We start from the raw sequence: 19,858 nt of genomic DNA, 5'->3' as shown, positions 1-19,858 counted from the left end.
CTATATCTCTACTGTTTGCAGGTAATGACGTTTTTATCCATGATTCACAGAGGTGTCTTCACCTAATTTCTTATTATTCCAATAGCCCAAAATCACAGTAAATAATGGTGATAGCCATAGAAAGACTGCAAACGGAAGATAGCTTAACACCGATACCCCTAACGTTTCTGCAAAAAAGGCTCCCGATACTCCCCATGGAATTAATGGATTAATGAGCGTCCCAGCGTCTTCTAATGTACGGGAAAGATATTTCCGATCCACGCCTGCTTTATCATAAAACGGCTCAAACGTTTGACCAGGAAGAAGAATTGACAAATACTGCTCACCTGTTAACAAATTCACTCCAATTGCAGATGTGGCTGTTGCAGAAATTAAATGACCTCGCTTATTTAGAAGCTTTGTTAATCCACTCATGAGGGATTGAATGATTCCCATCACTTGCAGAACGCCACCAAGTGCTAATGCTAAAATAATCAGTGAGACGCTCCACATCATTGATTGAAGGCCACCTCTATTTACGATTCCATTTACAAGTTCACTTGATGTATCACTCGCAAAACCATTCTGCATTGTTCCAAGAATTGAACCAGCTGAATACACGCCTTGCGTTAACATTGATACGATAATTCCCGCAAGAAGCCCAGCAAACAAAGTGACTAGGACAGGTACTCTTCTTACAGCAAGAACGAGCACGATAACAGGAGGAATTAATGTCCAGAACGATATATTAAACTCACTTTGCAAAACCGACATAGCTTTGTTCAAATCCTCCGGGTTAACGGAAGTAGATAAATTTTTACTCATCATAAAAAAGAAGATCACTGCTACGACAATGGCTGGAATCGTAGTCTGTGTCATATGTCGAATATGAGTGAACAGATCTACTTTTGCAACAGCAGGAGCAAAGTTGGTCGTATCAGAGAGAGGAGACATTTTGTCTCCGAAGCATGCACCTGAAATAACAGCTCCAGCCGCCAAAGCCGGGTTAACACCCATTGCTGCTCCTATTCCCATCATCGCTACGCCAATGGTACCGATTGTAGTAAATGAACTGCCTGTAAAGCTTGAAACGATAATGGTCACGATCAATGCACTGATGAGAAACCACTCAGGCTGGATGAACTGAAGCCCTCCATATAACAATGTTGGCACCGTACCACTCTGCATCCATACGGCGATCATCATTCCTACTACAAAAAGAATGAGAATTGGCTTTAAGCCCGTAGTTATACTCTGCAGTAAAGCCTTCTCTATTTCTTCCCACTTCATACCAAGAATTAATCCCAAAATCCCCATTCCTACTACGCCACCAAGAAGAGGAATATGTGGTTCTACCTTTAAGCCAATAATACTAAACAACATCCAGCTCATTAATAGCGCAATCACAACAAGCGCTATTGGAAATGATATTTTTTTCATTTTCTTTCTCTCCCTTGATCTATGTTCTCTCACCGATTAGTTTTGCTCTATCTGTATTTTTCCATTAAAAAAAGCCCTTCAATAATTGAAGGGACGAAATTTTTTTCGCGGTACCACCCTTATTGACAGTAATAACTGCCCACTTATATCCTCAATATCGGGAGGATCACCCGTACCTAGCTCCTCAAATGTAATTTCACTCCTAGACGCCCTAGTTTTCACCAACCACCAGGTCTCTTCGACTGCTTATCTAGAGAAGCTACTTTTTCTGAATCTTCGCTTTTATACTTTTATGCTTTTGTGCGTTTAAGTAACATCGTTATTCTATAATTGAATATGAGCTATGTCAAGGATAAGAGTTAAGATGTCAAAAAGCACCAGCCTAAGGCTGATGCTTTTTACATGCCAATATATCTTGAATAGAGTGCTTTTGCTCTTCCACTATCTTCTGTTCCTTGAATAAGTACCCGCCCATCTGGAAATAACACTAGTCTTTCCCCTTCCTCAAGTTGCGCTTTAAGTAAGAAAGGAGTTTTCTTTACTGTTGTTGTTTTTTCTAGCTTTGATGCCCATTCTTTTAAATCAAAATGACTTTCAAGGTGTATCTGAATCGTTTCTCTTCCACATAGAGAGGTGATATCCTGCTTAGCTCCCGCTTTTAATGATGGATATTCGTTTGTTTGGCATGTTGGACAACCCTCTTTAGGCGAAGAAAATTTCATCGCATAACTATGATTATGCCAAATATCCATTGTCATTAGGCTGCGATGAAGCTTCTCATGGTCCCCCGCTATATATTTCATAATCTCCGTCACTTGATACGATGCTATAATATCAACGATAGGAGAAATAACCCCGATCGTGTCACACGTTTCACCAGTCGTTCCTTCGCCCCCCTGAATAAAGCAACGAAGGCAAGGCGTTTCACCAGGAACAAACAGTGCTGTCATTCCCCTTGAACTTACCGCCCCACCATATACAAAAGGAATATTCATTTTAAAACAAGCATCATTTAAAAGAAAACGTGTGGAAAAGTTATCGGTCCCGTCCATAACAAAGTCCACTTCTTTCATAAGGTCACTTACGTTACTTGCATTAACATCCGCTATGATCGCTTCGATTTCAACTAAGGAATTCATTTTTTCTAGTTTCTTTTTGGCTGCAATTGTTTTTGGTAACGCTGCAGAAACATCCTCTTCGTCAAATAGCATTTGTCTTTGAAGATTGCTCTTCTCAACATAATCACGATCGACAATTCTTACATGACCGAAGCCCGCTCGCACAAGATGATTGGCAATCGCTGTCCCTAGTGCACCCATTCCTACAATAAGAGCCCTTGATTGACTGAAATTCTTTTGGCCTTCTTCGCCTATAGGAGAAAACAGCATTTGTCTTGAATACCTTTTAAAGTCATCCATTTAATCTCTCTCCTTTTGAACAATTTTATATTCTTCTTTTGTATTTACATTTAAAAACTGCTTTCTCAGTTCTTCAACTGTTATATATTGGGCATTAATTAATTCAAAAAGATCATTCATTTTTCTTTTTCCTGATAAAAGAAGCTCTTCGATAATGGATTGACAGGAAGAATGATAGATAGCACAGAGTGGCTGGCTTCTTCCTGAGCTCACCGGTATGACGGCCATTGCTTCTGGATGTTTGATCATTTCTTCAATTAGTGTAGAAAATAGACCATCTGTTACGAACGGCATATCACAAGCGACCGTTAGATAAAGATCACCATTCGTTTGAGTCATCCCAGAATAAAGACCTGCTAGCGGTCCCATCCCTACAAATTTTTCCTCATCTCTTATCACTCTTATCTCTTCTGATGTGCTCATGCTAAACTGCTCTAATAAATCTCTATTTGTTACGATAATGGATTCATTTACAACAGGGTGAAGTTGATTCAGTACCACTTCATAAAAAGGCTTGCCGTGATAAGTGGCAAATGCTTTTGGGGATCCAAACCTTCTAGACTCCCCTCCTGCTAGCAATGTACCTATTATTTTCATAACCACCATGCCCCTCCCACAAGAGCGCCAATCATAGACGAGGCGAAATTGACCACGTCATTATTAAATCCTTTTATACCGCTGATTTTGACTGTCTTATTTCCACAATGCATATGGCGTTCGGTTTTTGAACCACATTTCTGACATTTTAATTCTTCTTGCAAGGTTGCTCCAATCAGCGTATCGCTTAAACAGCCGACAAATCCTGCGACCGTAACAATAACTAACCCTAGATAAGATAAGTCAAAAACAAGTGAACCAACTCCTCCAATTAAACCAGCTCCGAGCAAAGACGCCAATATACCTGGCATACTAATAGCTCCAGAAGTGCCTGCCGGAACGAATTTCATCGTTATTATATGAAGGGGGCGTCGCTTTGAGAGAACGCCAAGTTCAGATGCCCAGGTATCAGAATTAGAAGTGGCAATCGCACTTAGAAAAATAAACAGCCATACATCCCCAGGGAATAAAAGCATCATTATTCCAGCGAAAGCAGCAACCCCACCATTTGCAAGAACTTGATACTGATCTCTCGAAGCGCCCTTTTCAACAATTTGTTCCACGCCATCTTTTAACTGCGCTTTATACTTACTCCATATAGTAGAAGTTAAAAAAAAGATACCAAGAAGCAAGAGCCCTTTCCAGCCAAAACCTAGTGCGATCGCGCACCCAACACCTGTGGCGGCTATTGCTCCATTTCTCGAAAGTGCATGAACTTTATATCCTAAAACACCTGTTATAGCACTTAAAAAAGCGTAAATGATCATTTTACGTTAACAAGCTGTTCATTAGTAATGATGGCTTCCACAGGTACGTCAAAAGATTCGGTTGGCACCTTTTCAACGACTTGAAATTGATAGGCAAGGGATACGGTTGAGTTTGAATAGTGTTGCAAATATCGATCATAGAAACCGCCACCAAATCCAATCCTAAAGCCATTAAGATCAAAAATGAGACCAGGAACAAGCAAAAGATTTATTTCTTCTGGGGGACATACTACTGTTTTATCGGGGCGAGGTTCTTCCAACCCAAAATAAACGCTTTCTAGCTGATCCCACTCTGTTAAGTAGCGAAAAGTCATCTGCTTCGTCTTCGGATTACACTTCGGGACTGCTACTCTCTTTCCATCAGTCCAAGCTTTTTCTATAATTTTCTTCGTATTTATTTCACCTTTCATTGCCACGGTTAATCCGATCGTTTCAGCCTTTTTGAATGGTTCATATGTATAAAGACGTTCACGTATTTGTTCATCAAGCAATATTTTCTCATCAGCACTAATTTCTTTTAATTTCACTTTCATGTTTGTTCGCCATTCATGTTTTGATTGCATCATCATTCCTCCTACTTTTCTCTTCTATTAGTTTACGAGAAAATGTGCAAATAAAAAAGCAGTAGGATATCCTACTGCTTACTTTGTTTCGCGATGTAACGTCTGCTTTTTAAGTCTTGGGCTGTATTTTTTAAGTTCAAGACGATCAGGGTTAGTACGTTTGTTCTTCGTCGTGATGTAGTTACGATCGCCTGTTTCAGTGCAAGCCAATGTAATTTGTACGCGCATGAATATCCCTCCAAATCCTATCAAACTGTTCATTTAACAACATACTTCATTATGATAACAAACATATCTCATTCAATCAAGTTGTTTTTGTTGAAGAAAGTGACTCATATTTCTCAAGATAATCCTTCACCACATCTACGTACGTTGCATGCGACCAGGTTAAGGGTGCTACAGATAGTGGTTTACCCGTGTAAGGATGAACCTGTTCAGGTAGTATACCACTTGTGAGGGCTTGCTTAAATACCCAATCAATATGATTCTTCGCATCGCGAAGTTGTTCAATCGTTTGAGCACTAGAAATTTTCCATTTAGCGATCCATAGAGTACAAATAACCCACGGATTGCCTGGTACTTCTTCTACATTTTGTGATTGTTGAAAATAATAATCACTAACATAACGTGCTACCCCGCCTATACTTGTTTTGACAGACAGGCGTTTTTCAATTTCTTCCATTGTACGAACAACCCTTGGATCATCTGCAGGGAATACTCCAAAAGCAAATAGACCAAACAAACTGCTTTCTATTGTATAATCCTTCGTTATCTCTCCAGACTCGCCATTGCGGTACAACCCCCGGATAAAGCAGGAACGGGTCTTATCATATAAATGTGTCTCAATTCCTTTTTTGATCCGCTGTGCCCCTTCAAAATAGCTATCAGCGCGGTCATCTTCACCAAATAGCCTTGCAAACGAATGAGCTGCCATCAAACCTCCATAGCAAGCGGAAGCTGTAAAGCTAAAAATTCCAAATCGCTCTTCCCAAAGATCGTAAGAAGGAAGTGGCAAATCTAGCGCTTCATCCATAAATTGCAACAAGAACTTAGCTCCTGGCCGTACTAAGAACTTATAGAGCGATTGAGCAAATTCAATATCTCCTGTCGATTGATAATGCTCCCAAAAAGCCCAGAGAACAAGAGCAGTTTCATCTTCTTGTATTGGAAGCTGAGATTGCTTTAAGCGATCCACATAGGGATGCCAGCTCGATCCTACAGAGCCATCAGGATTGTATTTGTGATGTAAATACCCTTCTTTTGAAAGAAGCTCTGCACAGCAGCGATAGAAGTTCGCCACCATTCCATGGTAACCTGCTTTTGACATCGCTGAAGCAATGAGAGCGCCATCTCTTGGCCACATATAACTATAATGGTCTCGATTGTAATGCAAAATGTCTGAATCATTCGCCGCAATAATCGTTCCATTTTGGTTGGTTTGCGTTCGAACAATTAATAAGCTTCTTTTATAAAGTGAAAGAATGTCCGCCCCTAAGTCTGTCTCAGGTAACACCGACTTATTCACCCATCGGTTCCAATACATCCGAATTTTTTCTACAGTCAATTGTGTTCCAATCTCACTTACATACTCATGAATACTACTAACTTCTTCCTTCGTTCTTCCAACTGTCATCCAATAATAGGCTACTTTCTCACTGTTAGGTTCCAACTTCGTTTCCAAAGAAAATGTGCTATCTACTGATCCCTGCGCGATGGGGTTCACATGTAAGTGGCCGTCTTCAGCATCGCGCCACGTACCTTCTGCAGCCTGGAATCGTTTCACACCAGAAGTATACTGTTTAATCCCTGCCCCATCTATTTCACCATTAAAAAGAAAATATCGATATCGTTTGTAATGAATCATCGACTTAGTATCCGGACAATAATAAGCTGTATCGCCTACTTCAGTTTCATAAATATTCAGATCTTGGTGAAAAAAAATCCTAACGTCACGTCTTTGACCTTCAAGGTTATGAATGGTAATCTTACGAATCATCAGCATCTCACGCTGATGGACTCCCTCTTCAAACACAAGCTTAAGTCCGAGATGAGGATGGACAGCTGTACTATATGTTACCAGCGTGTCTTGATCATAATTAGGCTGAATCTCCCATTCAGATGAATGTAACCATGAAAATTTCCCATCTACCCAAACCCCTATACGATTTGCATGACCTTGAACGTGATTTTGCTGCCCAACATACGGATAATAAATATCTCGTATTTGAAGAAACTGATCCATATTTATAAGCAGTTGTCCATTTCCTATCACTAAGTGTCTTGGCATTTTTGCTACCTCCTATCCATCTCCTACACTAGTTTATTGCACGAGTGGACAGGTCATTACATAAGCTTTCTAATTATATAAAAAAACCACACTCTCATTTAGAGTATGGTTCGATCACTATGCATTAAGGTCGTATCGTTTCCCCTTCACAACATAAATCACGCTTTCGGAAATGTTCGTACAGTGATCACCAATACGTTCAACATAGCGGCATATAAATGAAAGCTGTTGAATTTGACTAACACTTTCAGGATGTTCGGTCATTAACTCAAGTAGCTCCTTTACAAGACGACCATACATGTTGTCAATTTCATCATCTGCATCAGCAACAGCCATAGCCTTATTCACATCTTCGTCATAGAAAGACGCAAGAACTTCTCTCAACATGTTATTTGCTTTCTCAGCTAGTGCTGGAATTTCTTCGATTGGCTTTACGAATGGCTTGTCGCCAATCCGGATAATCGACTTTGCAATGTTGACCGCAAGATCTCCAACACGCTCAACATCTGTTGTAATTTTAAGTGCTGAGATGAGTCTTCTCAAATCTGTTGCAAGCGGCTGCTCTTTGGCAATTAACCAGATCGCTCTTTCATTAATTTCTTCCTCAAGTCTGTTTATTTTATGATCATTTTCAATGATCTCAAGAGCTTTGTTAACATCCTGAGCTTTTAATGCTGTAATCGCATCATCAACTGCTATTTGTGCTAGTGATCCGAGTTCAAGTAGTTGTGACTTTATCTCATCTAACTGTTCCTGGAAATTCTCTCTTACTACCATGGTTGCTCACCCCCGAATTTATTAACCGAAACGGCCTGTAATATAATCTTCTGTACGCTTGTCAGTTGGATTAGAAAACAGCTGATTCGTATCAGAAAACTCAACAACTTCACCGTTTAAGAAAAAGGCGGTTTTATCAGAGATACGAGCTGCTTGTTGCATATTGTGTGTCACAATAATAATACTGAAATCCTTCTTCAATTCCTGAACAAGCTCTTCTACTTTAAGGGTAGAAATTGGGTCAAGAGCAGAAGTTGGTTCATCCATTAGAATCACGTCAGGCTCAATAGCAAGACAACGCGCAATGCAAAGACGCTGCTGCTGCCCACCGGATAAACCGTAGGCATTCTCGTTAAGACGATCTTTTACTTCTTCCCAAAGCGCCGCCCCTTTTAAGCTTTTTTCTACGATTTCATCTAAAACCTTTTTATTTTTAATTCCATGAATTTTAGGCCCATAAACAACATTTTCATAGATTGACTTTGGAAATGGATTCGGTTTCTGAAAAACCATACCTACCTTTGTGCGCAAGTCTTCTACTTTATATTTGTTTTCAAAAATGTTTTTCCCTCGATAATTAATATCACCAGACATTTTAACAATCGGCACCATTTCTACCATTCTGTTAAGTGCTTTAATAAAGGTTGATTTCCCACATCCAGATGGCCCGATGATGGCTGTTACCTGATTTTCTGGAATTTCAAATTTGATATCTTTAAGTGCTTGATCTTTACCGTACCAAAGATTAAAATTTTGAATGCTATAAACTGATTTCTCCTCTTTATTCTGTTTTTCTGAACGAGGAGCTTTCACAACTTTTTTTTCATCCATGATTGTTTTCAATTTCAAAATCCCCTTTTCACATTGATGAGAGTTTTATTCAATCTACAGTCTCTTTGAGAATTTATTTCGTATTAATACAGCAATTGAATTCATAATGAGCAACATTGCGAGAAGTACAATAATACCAGCTGCTGCTACATCGTGGAATTCGGTTTGTGGACGACTTGTCCAGTTGAAAATTTGAATAGGCATTACTGTAAATCCAGACAGTAAATTCTCGGGTAAATAGGCTACAAACGTTAGTGCACCAATCATTAGAAGTGGAGCTGTTTCCCCAATTGCTCGAGAAAGGGCAAGAATTCCTCCTGTAAGGATTCCAGGAATAGCAGCAGGAAGTACTACTTTCTTGATGGTTTGCCATTTTGTAGCACCCATTGCATAAGAAGCTTCACGTAATTCTTTTGGAACAGAGCGAACGGCTTCTTGAGCTGCTACTACAATAATTGGTAGAATAAGCAAGCTCATCGTCAGTCCACCTGCAAGAACACTACGCCCCATTTCTAACATACGAACAAATACAGTTAGTCCGAGCAAACCAAAAACGATTGAAGGTACGCCTGCCAAATTGGATATATTGATTTGAATAAAAGTTGTAAACTTATTTTTCTTTGCGTACTCTTCGAGATATATCGCAGTTCCTACACCAAGAATGAGTGAAACTGGAGCAATCACAGTCATTAACCAAAGTGAACCAAAGAAGGCTGCTTTGATCCCTGCTTTCTCAGGGAAACGAGATGCGAAATTTTGAAAGAACTGAAGGTCGAGATAACCAATTCCTTGAGTGAATATCCGATATAACAAGATAACAAGTACAACAAGGGCAAACATCGTTGCACCAAAAAAGATTCCTTTAAGAATTTTATTTTGTGTTAATCTGGTTTGCATTCTACTTTTAACTTTTGCCTGATCTACTAATTGCATTAGTATTCCTCCCTGAATCTACGAGAAATATATTGCGCGATAAGGTTCATGATAAGCGTGAATAGGAAGAGCGTCATACCGACAGCATAAATGCTGTAATAGATTGTCGTTCCAAATCCGGCATCACCAAGACTTACCTGGACAATATAAGATGTCATCGTTTGGATCGATTCCGTAACATCTAATGTAAGCTTAGGTGTCGCACCACCCGCTACTGTGACAATCATCGTTTCACCAATTGCTCGAGAAATCGCAAGCACAAAGGATGCGATAATTCCTGATAAAGCTGCTGGCAACACAACTTTCACAGCTACTTCAAAACGAGTTGCCCCAACACCAAGCGCACCTTCTCTAATTGCATTCGGAACAGAACTCATCGCATCCTCAGAAAGCGATGCAATCATAGGGATAATCATGATTCCAATAACTATACCAGGACTTAACGCATTAAAGATCGGTAAGCTCGGAATAATGTTCTGTAGTACAGGTGTGACAAAGGTTAAAGCAAAAAAACCATACACAATTGTTGGAATACCTGCTAATACTTCTAGAATCGGTTTGATAAATCTTCTTACACGATCACTTGCATATTCACTCAAATAAATGGCTGCTGCAAGACCAAACGGGATAGCAACCAGCATGGCAATTCCAGTAATCATAAGTGTTCCTGAAATAAGTGGCCAAATACCGTAATCAGGATCACTTTCAAAGAATGGATACCAATCTTTGTTTGTAAAAAACTCAACAATAGACACATGGTTAAAAAAGGTGATTGTTTCGACAATCAGTGTAAACACAATTCCGAGCGTTGTTAATACAGAAATAATTGCACATAAAAGCAATAAGCCCGGTACAAGTTTCTCCATAAACTTTGCTCGTGTTTGATTTTTCTCTTTTTTGTCTTTAATCATTTGACGAACTGAGCTTTGCATTTATTACTCCCCCTCACAAAGAGCAAAACAGGATTAAGTGAGGAGTATGAACTCCTCACCAATCTGCTTTAATTTATTCTTATTTACCAGCGATTTCGTTTAGCTTATCCATATCTTCTGTATACTTTTCTTCTGGAAGAGCTACGTAACCTACTGCTTCAGCCATATCTCCAGCGTTCTCAAGTGCATATTTAGTGAAATCATAAACAGCTGGATTGTCAGTTACTGCAGAATGCTTCACATAAGTGAATAGTGGACGGGAAAGTGGTTCATAAGATCCGTCTTGAATTGTCTCTGCATTCGGCTCTATTGCTTCGCCCTCACCGTTAACAATTGGAATAACATTTAATCTATCTTTATTTTCAAGATAGTAAGCATATCCGAAGAATGCCATACCGTTTTTAGAACCAGTTACACCATTCACAAGTACATTATCGTCTTCAGAAAGTGTTGCTTCTTTTACCATTTGCTCATCTTCTAGAACAACTTCATTAAAGTAATCATACGTACCAGAGTCCGTACCCGGGCTAAATAATTCGATTTTTTCTTCAGGCCATTCAGAGTTAACGTCACTCCACATTGTTGCTTTGCCAGTCCAGATCATATTAAGCTCGTCGATTGTAAGTTGATCTATCCAGTCATTTTCAGAGTTAACAACGATAGAAAGACCGTCTTTTGCGATTTCAAATTCAGTGAATTCAATACCAGCTTCTTCAAGCGCCGAAACTTCTTCTTCTTTAATCGGACGAGAAGCGTTACTCATGTCTGTTTCTCCAGCTGCAAACTTTTCGAATCCACCACCAGATCCCGAAACACCTACACTTACTTTTACGTCAGGTTGTGCAGAAGCATATTCTTCAGCGACAGCTTCCATGATTGGAAATACTGTAGAAGATCCGTCCATTAGTACGTCTCCAGAAACTTCACCATCGCTGTTTGTGCTACCAGAGTTTTCTGTATTACCAGAGTTGTTTCCGCAAGCTGATGCGAAAACCATTACTAGCGACATAACTACCATGAGCATAATACCTTTGAACTTCATGTAATTTCCCCCTAAATGGATGTTTGTACTTGTGACCAACCAGGTTGTTTGTGTACTGGTCTCTCAATCACAATTCTTAGAATACAGGCTAGATATTAATGTCATATAAACCGTATGTAAAGAGATTGTAAATGCGTGTCGGAAAACGTTTAAATAAGTCTTTTTGGGGCATACCTTACTTTTGCTATGCATTCAGCCTATCACTTCACCTCAATCTGACAAATATTATTCATTCATTTGTCCTTAAACAAAAAAACCGCTTTTCAGCGGTTTTTCATGAAATGCTATTCTGTTTCTTTTTGGTTAGCCTCAATAGGTTTCTTCGCTTCATCTTTTAAATCAAAATAAGCATCTAGAACGCGTCCACCTATTTTTTTATTAACATATCCTGAAGAAGAGTCATTCACTTCTGGAACTACTACAGAAAAGGCTACTTCGGGATTATCATAGGGCGCATAGCCAACAAGGGTTAAATTATATCCATCTCCGATTTGCGCTGTTCCAGTCTTTCCAGCAGCTTGATAATCATCACTTTGGAAGTAAGGATAATGTGTACCTGCAGTTCCATTTGCCGTATTCATAACCATCCACATCCCTTTTTGGACATGTGTCACTTCTTCTTCACTCATTTTAATTTTGTTTAACACCTCTGGAGTATTTTGAAAAAGAATGGTATTTGAAAGACCATCTTTTTCAGAAGGTTCATGAACCTCTTTTAAAATGTGTGGCTCAATACGATAGCCACCATTTGCGATGGTAGAAGTATACTGAGCCATTTGCATTGGTGTATACGTATCATACTGTCCAATTGCAAAATCGAGGATTTTTCCGAATTCATTCACACCTCCGTTTAATCCTGCACTTTCACCAGGGAGATCAACCCCGGTTTTAACACCTAGACCAAACTGAGAGAATGACTCTTTTAGCTCATCGTAAGCTGACGGGTCATAACTACTGCTTTCGTAAGGAGCATAGTCATAGCCAGCCATCTTCATCGCGATTTTCCACATATATACGTTTGAAGATCTTTGTAGAGCAACTAAGTCTGAAATAGGTCCCATAGCATTAGCCGTATAAGAAGATTTTTTACCTTCGTCCTTAAAGTATAAAACTTCATCCACAAGTGTCGTATTCGGGTTAATAGCATCATACTGATAACCGGTTAACACTGTTGCTCCTTTAACAGTCGATCCCATTGCGTAGGAGTCACCGATCACTCCAAACGTCCGGTCTTTAAACTCTCCGTTGCTATATTCCTTACCAGCAAGAGAAAGGACTTCACCTGTTTTGGGATCCATCATGACTACATAGCCTCGTGTTGCCCCATATTGTCTTGCATCACGAAGCTCTTCATCCAAAATTTTCTCGACTTCCTTTTGAAGATCGATGTCTAGTGAGAGGACCAAATCGTTTCCTCTTTGACCTTCAATTACTTTTGGTTCACCAATTGGCTCTCCCGATTTGTCGGTCACGTAGGTTTGCTTTTCTTTTTGACCTTTTAAGTACTCTTCGTACTCTTTCTCGAGATAGCTAATACCTACTTTGTCATTTCTTTCATAATCTCTCAAACCATAATAATCTAACTCATCTTTAGGGATAGGTCCGACCCTTCCGAAAATCGTTTGCAGAGTATTTCCATAAGGATATTCTCGAGTGGCGTCTGCTTGAATTTCTATTCCAGGTAGCGAACCAAGGTTTTCACTTACTTTAGCAATTTCATCTTCAGTTAAACCTACCTTAATTGTTTGAGAGGATAAGGCATAACCAGTATCCATCGCCCTTTTGATAGCAGCTACCTCAAGTTCTTTTGGATCGTTCTTAATCTCTGCTAAATCCTCATCATTAATCCGTTCAATTTGGAGTTGGTAAGCTTCACTCGACTCAAGTGCTTCCCACTCTTTTTCCGTTAGCTTCGCCTTCGCTTTTTCCGGATTCGTCACAATCCAATAATCTTTAAGATCTCGGTCAATGACATCATCTGTATCTTTTTCAATATACCCTGCTAATTTCTGAGCTAATTCAAGTCTCTCAGCTTGCTTAGTATTCTGCGTTCGGATATATGTAAGTGCAAATTCCGGGTTATTATCAACCAGAACTCGCCCATAACGATCATACATTTTTCCACGAGGTGCTGTTGATTCTGCTGTAACATTCTCAGTTTGCTCAGAAACACGTTCGTATTCTTCACCGTTTACAATCTGTATAACGCCCAGTCGAAGTATTAATGTAGAAAACAGAAGGAATACAGATAAAAATAATATACTGAGCCTTAAAGGCACATGATTTTTCTTTTTTTTCGTTTTCACGATTGACTCCCTTCCTTTAAACAAATATAGACACCTGTTCCAGACAGGTGTCTCTGCTCTCTCTTCTACTTACTATACTTAGTGATATAAAAAAAGTAAAGAGTCTAATGAGCTATTGTACGGTGTCAGGAGAAGGGTTTGAGGGATGGGGAGCTTGAAGTTTTCTTACAAACAGGTAAATAAACGAATGGCCAGCACCAACAATTAATAACAAAATCGGAATGCTCGTTACATCATCGAATAACGCTACTGTTAATAAGAATAAAAGAACGGAAACAATTCGTCCTAAGTTTAAGTACACCTCTCGAACGACAATGTACTCAATCCGCATTTCTGCTGCATTCCAAGCCTTACCGATCACATCGTAAGTGAGCGAAATGTAGGGGACAAGTAAAAGTGGATAAGCAAGAGAAATACAAACACCATACATTAACAACCGGGCAAACGTTAGGTCGGATACAAGCAAGAAAACCGAAGCGTAAAGAATAAGCCCGCCATATAAAATAGCCTTCTTACGATATCGCGGTTTAATCAATCTCGTCGCCAAATAATAAGCTAAAAATGACACACCTGAATTAACAAGTCCAAATGTACCAATTGCAAGCTCACTTTCCGTCGTAATAAAAACAAGGACAACGATAATGAAAATAAAAGTACCTTCTCTTATACCTTGAAAAAAATGCGCGTGCAAAATGTTAAGCCAATCTGCATTCGCTTTTCTTTCTTGAAGAACACGTTTAAATGAAAAGGTCCCTTTGGCAGACCGACGTTCGAGAAAGAAACTTAAGATTACAGCTGCGAAAAATAAAGCAAGTGAGACGGCAAATATTACTTTGTATCCCGTGAATGCTTCTAGACTTGAAATAATAACACCAGCAAATATTGGCCCAATCATCCCAGCGAAAGATGTAAGTAAACCAAGGAATCCATTAAAAAAATCCCTTGTGTCCGGTTCTGTAATTTCGAATGTTAGCACATTAAATGCAAGCCAATAAAAGCCAAACCCTATTCCAAGTAAAGCGCCCAGTAAGATAAGCAAATGACTAGCGTTCTGACCAAGAAAAAGCACTGTTATATAGAAAAGAGCGAGAAAAATCACTCCAATCCGCAGTACAATAACTCTATCCATTTTCTTAGCCCATCTACCAGCGAGAATAAAGGTAAGCGGCTGACTTATAACCGCAGCAAGGTTGTATATACCTATATCCGCAAACTCACCAGACTGCTTCCACAAGTAAACATTTACGAACGTATTTGAGAGCGCAATACTCAGCGCGTATAAACCACCGATTGTAAGTAATAACAACAAATCTTTTGTTACCTCTATCTCACCAATCATATGTTTTATAACTTTCATAACAAACTCCCCTTTTTTCATCCACCCTTATTTTGACTTAAATTCTGTTCGTTATGCGGATGAAACAAAAAGGATAAACTGTTTTTGAAAGGGGACTAGGTATGTATTACTTTCTATATCGGACAGACTACATTACTAAAGACAGTCGAATCCAACTACTTCAAAGAGTTCAACATCATATAAAAGTTGATGAATACTCGTTCTTTATTAATAGGATGAGGCACTATCTTCAAATCCAATATCGAAATGACCTCATCTCATTGACAATCACAGATCATCAAGTTCTGATTTGTACACCTCATGATTTTGAAACCGGCTGTGATTTTACAGATTTTTTAATAAATTTCACACTACACCATTTAGGAACAATTTATACCTTAATCGAACCATAATAGAAAAACCCCCAACATAAATGTTGGGGGTTTTGAAAGCTTGGTAAATTATTTAGCTGCTTCGTAACGCTTTGCAACTTCATCCCAGTTAACTACATTCCAGAATGCAGCGATATAATCAGGACGTTTGTTTTGATACTTAAGATAATAAGCATGCTCCCAAACATCTAGCCCAAGAATTGGTGTAACACCTTCCATTACTGGAGTATCTTGGTTTGGAGTGCTTGTTACTTCAAGTTCTCCACCTTTTACTACTAGCCAAGCCCAGCCTGATCCAAAACGACCAGCTGCAGCATTAGCAAATTCTTCTTTAAAGCTTTCAAAGCTACCAAATTTCTTTTTAAGTGCTTCGCTTAGATCACCTGATGGTTCGCCGCCACCGTTAGGGCTTAGCAATTGCCAGAAAAGTGAGTGGTTAGCGTGTCCGCCACCATTGTTTCGAACAGCAGTTCGAATGCCTTCAGGAAGTGCGTCAAGGTTGCCAAGAAGATCTTCAAGGCTCTTAGATGCATGCTCCTCATGACCTTCTAGTGCACCATTTAACTTTGTTACATATGCGTTATGGTGCTTGTCGTGGTGGATCTTCATTGTTTCTTCATCGATGTGTGGTTCTAGTGCATTGTAGTCGTAAGGTAGTTCTGGTAGTTCAAATTTAGCCATTGTGAATCTCCTCCTTAAATATAGTATGTAACTTGCTGTTAGGGTAGCGTTAGCCACCACTTGAACATGATGTCGTCACATGTTTACACTAGCAGAATTGTCATGCGTTTTCAAATAATAAACCTTTGAATTTCCGCAACACAGATAAAGTTTCCCCTCAGTATATAGAATTAAACATCTTAACGAATAAAATCGAGAATTAACACCGTAATAACATGCATAAAACATAAAAAAACTCGTCATTAATTGACGAGTGGGATCTTTATTGAGTGGTGGCTCCGGACGGAATCGAACCGCCGACACGAGGATTTTCAGTCCTCTGCTCTACCGACTGAGCTACAGAGCCAAATCATGTTATCAGTATTAATTTTAATTAGTATGTAGTTTGCATTTACATCAAAAGTAATTTGGCCTTGCTATGAGCTTAGGTTGCCCCTGGAGCACTCCAATTAAATTCTAACAAAGAAGTATGTTCGACGTAGTAAGAATTTTATTTTGGTTGCGGGGGCAGGATTTGAACCTGCGACCTTTGGGTTATGAGCCCAACGAGCTACCGAACTGCTCCACCCCGCGATAATGTAAAAGAAATTAATTTGCATCCATTTTTTAGAAAGCTAACTTTTAAAAAATGGAGGAGGAAGAGGGATTCGAACCCCCGCGGGCGACTAAGCCCCTGTCGGTTTTCAAGACCGATCCCTTCAGCCAGACTTGGGTATTCCTCCGATATGCATTTGGTGGACCCTGCAGGACTCGAACCTGCGACCGGACGGTTATGAGCCGTCAGCTCTAACCAGCTGAGCTAAGGGTCCTTATGTAATAAGTGGGGCGGCTGATGGGAATTGAACCCACGAATGCCGGAATCACAATCCGGTGCGTTAACCACTTCGCCACAACCGCCATGTTTTATCGTTAAAATTATGGTAGCGGCGGAGGGGATCGAACCCCCGACCTCACGGGTATGAACCGTACGCTCTAGCCAGCTGAGCTACACCGCCATATGGCTCCACAGGTAGGATTCGAACCTACGACCGATCGGTTAACAGCCGATAGCTCTACCACTGAGCTACTGTGGAATATTTCTTAACGACAAGAACTAATATATCATATAGATTAAGAAAGCGTCAATAAGTTTTTCAAATTTAATTGAATTAATCTTAATTTCAATTATGAAAATACTATATCACGCTTTCATTTTGTCATCAAGAACTTATAGGACATACACTAGGAACACAACAACCATGACCATTTGGAGTAAACCTTTCATAACAGCTCCACCAAGAAAACCAAGCAATGAACCTACACCTACTTGAACAGATTCTTTAAAAGCTTTTCGATGAATAACTAATTCAGCTAAGATAGCACCGATAAATGGTCCAAGGATGATTCCTGCAAATGGAATAACAAACGGGCCAACAAGTAAACCAATTGTACTCCCCCATATCGCCGCCTTTGACCCTCCATACTTCTTCACGCCAAATAAGTTACTAGCATAGTCCGCAACAAATAATAACATCGTCAGCAGAACTTCAACAATCCAAAAGGAAATAGTCATTGAACCAAACTCAAAAAACACCCCATACAGGATAAACCCAACATAAATAAATAGTACGGCTGGAATAATCGGATAAATCAATCCCACAAATGCAATGATGAATGACGCAATGATCAGGCACCATAATAGAATATCCACGCTTTTAACCTCCCTTCAACTTGACTCTATTTTAGCGGAGATGTCACTTTCCTTCTATATAATGATAAAAAGAAGCAGAGGCATCCCTCTGCTTCCCAAATTTATTCTTCTCCAATGACGGCTTCTGCAATATTCACCGCATGGTCACCAATACGCTCAAGGTTACTGATGATATCAACAAAAACAATTCCAGCACTTCCAGTACATTCACCCTCATTTAGACGAAGGATATGCTGTTTACGAAGCGTTCTTTCCATTTTGTCGATCTTATCTTCCAATTGCACAACATCCTGGGCCTTTGCTACGTCCCATTTATCGAGTGAATCAAAGGCTTCTTGTAGTGCAGAAAGGGTTAAATTAAACATTTCATCAAGATCTTTCATTGCAACGTCAGTCATTTTAACTTTATTACTAATCTGATAATCAACCAATTCAACAATATTTTCCATATGATCCCCAATACGCTCAATATCCCGAACAGAGTCCATTAACATACCATGTCGTGTTGACTCATCACCGGACAAAGAAGTGGCTGATAGCTGAATAAGGTAGTCTGTAATTTTAGTATCTAGGTTGTTAATAGCTTCCTCATACTGAGCGGTTTTTTCTGCGCTTTTCTGACTTTTAGAAGTCAGATAGTTAGAAGCCTCTTGAACACCTTTATAAGCAAAACCGCTCATACGAATAACTTCTTCTTTCGCTTGTCCAAGTGCCACTGAAGTAGATTGTTCAATGAACACAGGATCTAAATGTTTAGGTTTATATTCAATTGTTGAATCATCACCAGGAATAATTTTCGTAACTATAACGGCTAGTAAAGCAATGAAAGGAAACTGAATTATTGTATTAGACACATTGAAAATTCCATGCGCAAATGCGATTGTCATTTCTGAATTAAGATTTAATACACCTTGAAGATAGGAAATAAAAGGGGTGTATAGGGACAAAATAATTAAAAAGATCGTTGTTCCAATTAAGTTAAAAATCACATGGGTAAGGGCTGCTCTTCTAGCTGCTACTGATGCACCAATTGATGCTAGAACAGCAGTTACAGTTGTACCAATGTTATCTCCAAATAATACTGGCATAGCTGCTTGAAGATTCATTGCATCTTGGGAAAACAAACTTTGAAGTACCCCAATGGTAGCGCTAGAACTCTGAACGATTACAGTAAATACAGTACCAATTACTACCCCTAATATTGGATTGTCACTCATACTAAGTGTGAGATCATGGAAAGCCTGAAGACTTCTTAAAGGTTTCATACCATTACTCATAAGTTCTAAGCCATAGAACAATCCACCAAAACCAAATATTATCTGCCCAAGATAAGTAATCTTTTTGTTTTTAACAAAGAAGATTAATGCTGCACCGAGGAAAATTATTGGTAAGGCGTAATCTTTAATAGGTATACCAATAATGAATGCAGTTACTGTAGTTCCTATATTAGCACCCATTATAACTCCGATAGCTTGCCTTAGGGTCATAAATCCTGCATTTACCAATCCCACTGTAAGAACTGTAGTACCTGAGCTAGTTTGTAATAAGATAGTAACTACAATCCCCGCAAGCACACCCATAAACGGGTTAGTGGTAAAACGATCGAGAATATCTCTTAATCGATCACCTGCTGATCGTTGAAGGCCATCTCCCATATACTTTAGTCCAAACAGGAAAATACCAAGACCTCCCACAAACTGAAAGATCATCTCCTGAACGTTGAGTTCCATCATTTCAACCCCTTGCACTTATGTTTTATTTTTTTCGACAATACTCAACAAAGTCCCTTGTCTATTATCTACATCGCTCCCTCCTTTGTAAAGAGTTAATCTAGAATTGTAAATATATTATGCCGAAAACAAACATGTTTCAATAAAGTTTCATTAA

Annotated in this window: 18 protein-coding genes, 7 tRNA genes and 1 other annotated feature; of the genes, 1 reads left to right on the top strand and 24 read right to left on the bottom strand. The window is 39.3% G+C overall.

The genetic code is table 11. From position 1 onward, the window contains the following. Positions 1 to 33 precede the first annotated feature (33 nt). From nhaC to Q4550_RS04310, 14 genes are all read right to left on the bottom strand, one after another. Positions 34 to 1,419 carry a Na+/H+ antiporter NhaC gene (gene nhaC / locus Q4550_RS04375; protein WP_303530624.1) on the bottom strand — a complete coding sequence of 462 codons (1,386 nt, stop codon included), beginning with the start codon at positions 1,417 to 1,419 and terminating at the stop codon, positions 34 to 36. Between the two features lie 86 nt (positions 1,420 to 1,505). After that, positions 1,506 to 1,705: a binding site (T-box leader), on the bottom strand. Positions 1,706 to 1,817: 112 nt separating this feature from the next. Continuing rightward, positions 1,818 to 2,837 carry a ThiF family adenylyltransferase gene (locus Q4550_RS04370; RefSeq protein WP_303530622.1) on the bottom strand — a complete coding sequence of 340 codons (1,020 nt, stop codon included), beginning with the start codon at positions 2,835 to 2,837 and terminating at the stop codon, positions 1,818 to 1,820. Then, positions 2,838 to 3,434: a molybdenum cofactor guanylyltransferase gene (gene mobA, locus Q4550_RS04365; RefSeq protein WP_303531121.1), complete on the bottom strand. Its 597-nt coding sequence runs from the start codon at positions 3,432 to 3,434 to the stop codon at positions 2,838 to 2,840. Then, on the bottom strand, positions 3,431 to 4,201 hold the full coding sequence (locus Q4550_RS04360) for a DUF92 domain-containing protein (RefSeq protein WP_303530620.1): 771 nt from the start codon (positions 4,199 to 4,201) through the stop codon (positions 3,431 to 3,433). Before Q4550_RS04360 ends, mobA begins: the two co-directional genes overlap by 4 nt. After that, entirely contained in the window at positions 4,198 to 4,764 is a 567-nt protein-coding gene (locus tag Q4550_RS04355; protein WP_194222172.1) for a 5-formyltetrahydrofolate cyclo-ligase, read from the bottom strand. The genes Q4550_RS04360 and Q4550_RS04355 overlap by 4 nt, the downstream gene beginning before the upstream one ends. Before the next feature lie 78 nt (positions 4,765 to 4,842). Beyond that, positions 4,843 to 4,992, bottom strand: coding sequence for a 50S ribosomal protein L33 (rpmG, locus tag Q4550_RS04350; protein ID WP_048308894.1), 150 nt, complete (start codon positions 4,990 to 4,992; stop codon positions 4,843 to 4,845). Between the two features lie 76 nt (positions 4,993 to 5,068). Beyond that, on the bottom strand, positions 5,069 to 7,051 hold the full coding sequence (locus Q4550_RS04345) for a glycoside hydrolase family 15 protein (RefSeq protein ID WP_303530616.1): 1,983 nt from the start codon (positions 7,049 to 7,051) through the stop codon (positions 5,069 to 5,071). A gap of 117 nt (positions 7,052 to 7,168) precedes the next feature. Beyond that, positions 7,169 to 7,828 carry a phosphate signaling complex protein PhoU gene (gene phoU, locus Q4550_RS04340; protein ID WP_194222174.1) on the bottom strand — a complete coding sequence of 220 codons (660 nt, stop codon included), beginning with the start codon at positions 7,826 to 7,828 and terminating at the stop codon, positions 7,169 to 7,171. 21 nt (positions 7,829 to 7,849) lie between these two features. Continuing rightward, entirely contained in the window at positions 7,850 to 8,659 is an 810-nt protein-coding gene (gene pstB / locus Q4550_RS04335; RefSeq protein ID WP_194222175.1) for a phosphate ABC transporter ATP-binding protein PstB, read from the bottom strand. A gap of 54 nt (positions 8,660 to 8,713) precedes the next feature. Continuing rightward, entirely contained in the window at positions 8,714 to 9,592 is an 879-nt protein-coding gene (gene pstA / locus Q4550_RS04330; RefSeq protein WP_303530613.1) for a phosphate ABC transporter permease PstA, read from the bottom strand. Beyond that, a complete protein-coding gene (gene pstC / locus Q4550_RS04325; protein WP_303530611.1) occupies positions 9,592 to 10,524 on the bottom strand; it encodes a phosphate ABC transporter permease subunit PstC in 933 nt (310 codons plus the stop codon). Before pstC ends, pstA begins: the two co-directional genes overlap by 1 nt. Before the next feature lie 79 nt (positions 10,525 to 10,603). Next, positions 10,604 to 11,566: a PstS family phosphate ABC transporter substrate-binding protein gene (locus Q4550_RS04320; protein WP_303530610.1), complete on the bottom strand. Its 963-nt coding sequence runs from the start codon at positions 11,564 to 11,566 to the stop codon at positions 10,604 to 10,606. Between the two features lie 284 nt (positions 11,567 to 11,850). Next, on the bottom strand, positions 11,851 to 13,872 hold the full coding sequence (locus tag Q4550_RS04315) for a peptidoglycan D,D-transpeptidase FtsI family protein (RefSeq protein ID WP_303530609.1): 2,022 nt from the start codon (positions 13,870 to 13,872) through the stop codon (positions 11,851 to 11,853). A 112-nt stretch (positions 13,873 to 13,984) separates the two neighbouring features. Further along, positions 13,985 to 15,229: an MFS transporter gene (locus tag Q4550_RS04310; protein ID WP_303530608.1), complete on the bottom strand. Its 1,245-nt coding sequence runs from the start codon at positions 15,227 to 15,229 to the stop codon at positions 13,985 to 13,987. 101 nt (positions 15,230 to 15,330) lie between these two features. On the opposite strand from Q4550_RS04310, the gene Q4550_RS04305 reads away from it, so the two are divergent. Beyond that, positions 15,331 to 15,621, top strand: coding sequence for a hypothetical protein (locus Q4550_RS04305; RefSeq protein ID WP_303530607.1), 291 nt, complete (start codon positions 15,331 to 15,333; stop codon positions 15,619 to 15,621). A 48-nt stretch (positions 15,622 to 15,669) separates the two neighbouring features. Here the strand turns inward: Q4550_RS04305 and Q4550_RS04300 are convergent, their stop codons facing one another. The 10 genes from Q4550_RS04300 to Q4550_RS04255 all read right to left on the bottom strand — a co-directional run bounded on the left by Q4550_RS04300 (position 15,670) and on the right by Q4550_RS04255 (position 19,701). Beyond that, positions 15,670 to 16,281: a superoxide dismutase gene (locus Q4550_RS04300; protein ID WP_194222182.1), complete on the bottom strand. Its 612-nt coding sequence runs from the start codon at positions 16,279 to 16,281 to the stop codon at positions 15,670 to 15,672. Between the two features lie 270 nt (positions 16,282 to 16,551). After that, positions 16,552 to 16,627: transfer RNA gene (locus tag Q4550_RS04295), tRNA-Phe, on the bottom strand. A 150-nt stretch (positions 16,628 to 16,777) separates the two neighbouring features. Continuing rightward, a tRNA-Met gene (locus tag Q4550_RS04290) sits at positions 16,778 to 16,854 on the bottom strand. 56 nt (positions 16,855 to 16,910) lie between these two features. Beyond that, positions 16,911 to 17,003, bottom strand: a tRNA-Ser gene (locus Q4550_RS04285). A gap of 10 nt (positions 17,004 to 17,013) precedes the next feature. Then, a tRNA-Ile gene (locus tag Q4550_RS04280) sits at positions 17,014 to 17,090 on the bottom strand. A gap of 12 nt (positions 17,091 to 17,102) precedes the next feature. Beyond that, positions 17,103 to 17,178, bottom strand: a tRNA-His gene (locus tag Q4550_RS04275). Positions 17,179 to 17,199: 21 nt separating this feature from the next. Continuing rightward, positions 17,200 to 17,276 (bottom strand) — tRNA-Met (locus Q4550_RS04270). Between the two features lie 3 nt (positions 17,277 to 17,279). After that, positions 17,280 to 17,354 (bottom strand) — tRNA-Asn (locus Q4550_RS04265). 134 nt (positions 17,355 to 17,488) lie between these two features. Next, a complete protein-coding gene (locus Q4550_RS04260) occupies positions 17,489 to 17,971 on the bottom strand; it encodes a DUF456 domain-containing protein (protein WP_303530606.1) in 483 nt (160 codons plus the stop codon). Between the two features lie 101 nt (positions 17,972 to 18,072). After that, the gene (locus tag Q4550_RS04255) at positions 18,073 to 19,701 is read right to left on the bottom strand and encodes a Na/Pi cotransporter family protein (RefSeq protein ID WP_303530605.1); all 1,629 of its coding nucleotides are present in this window, start codon (positions 19,699 to 19,701) and stop codon (positions 18,073 to 18,075) included. Positions 19,702 to 19,858: the final 157 nt, after the last annotated feature.

Source organism: Anaerobacillus sp. 1_MG-2023 (genome assembly GCF_030547345.1).
GTDB classification, from domain to species: domain Bacteria; phylum Bacillota; class Bacilli; order Bacillales; family Guptibacillaceae; genus Guptibacillus; species Guptibacillus hwajinpoensis_B.
This window is presented reverse-complemented; position numbering and strand designations above follow the sequence as displayed.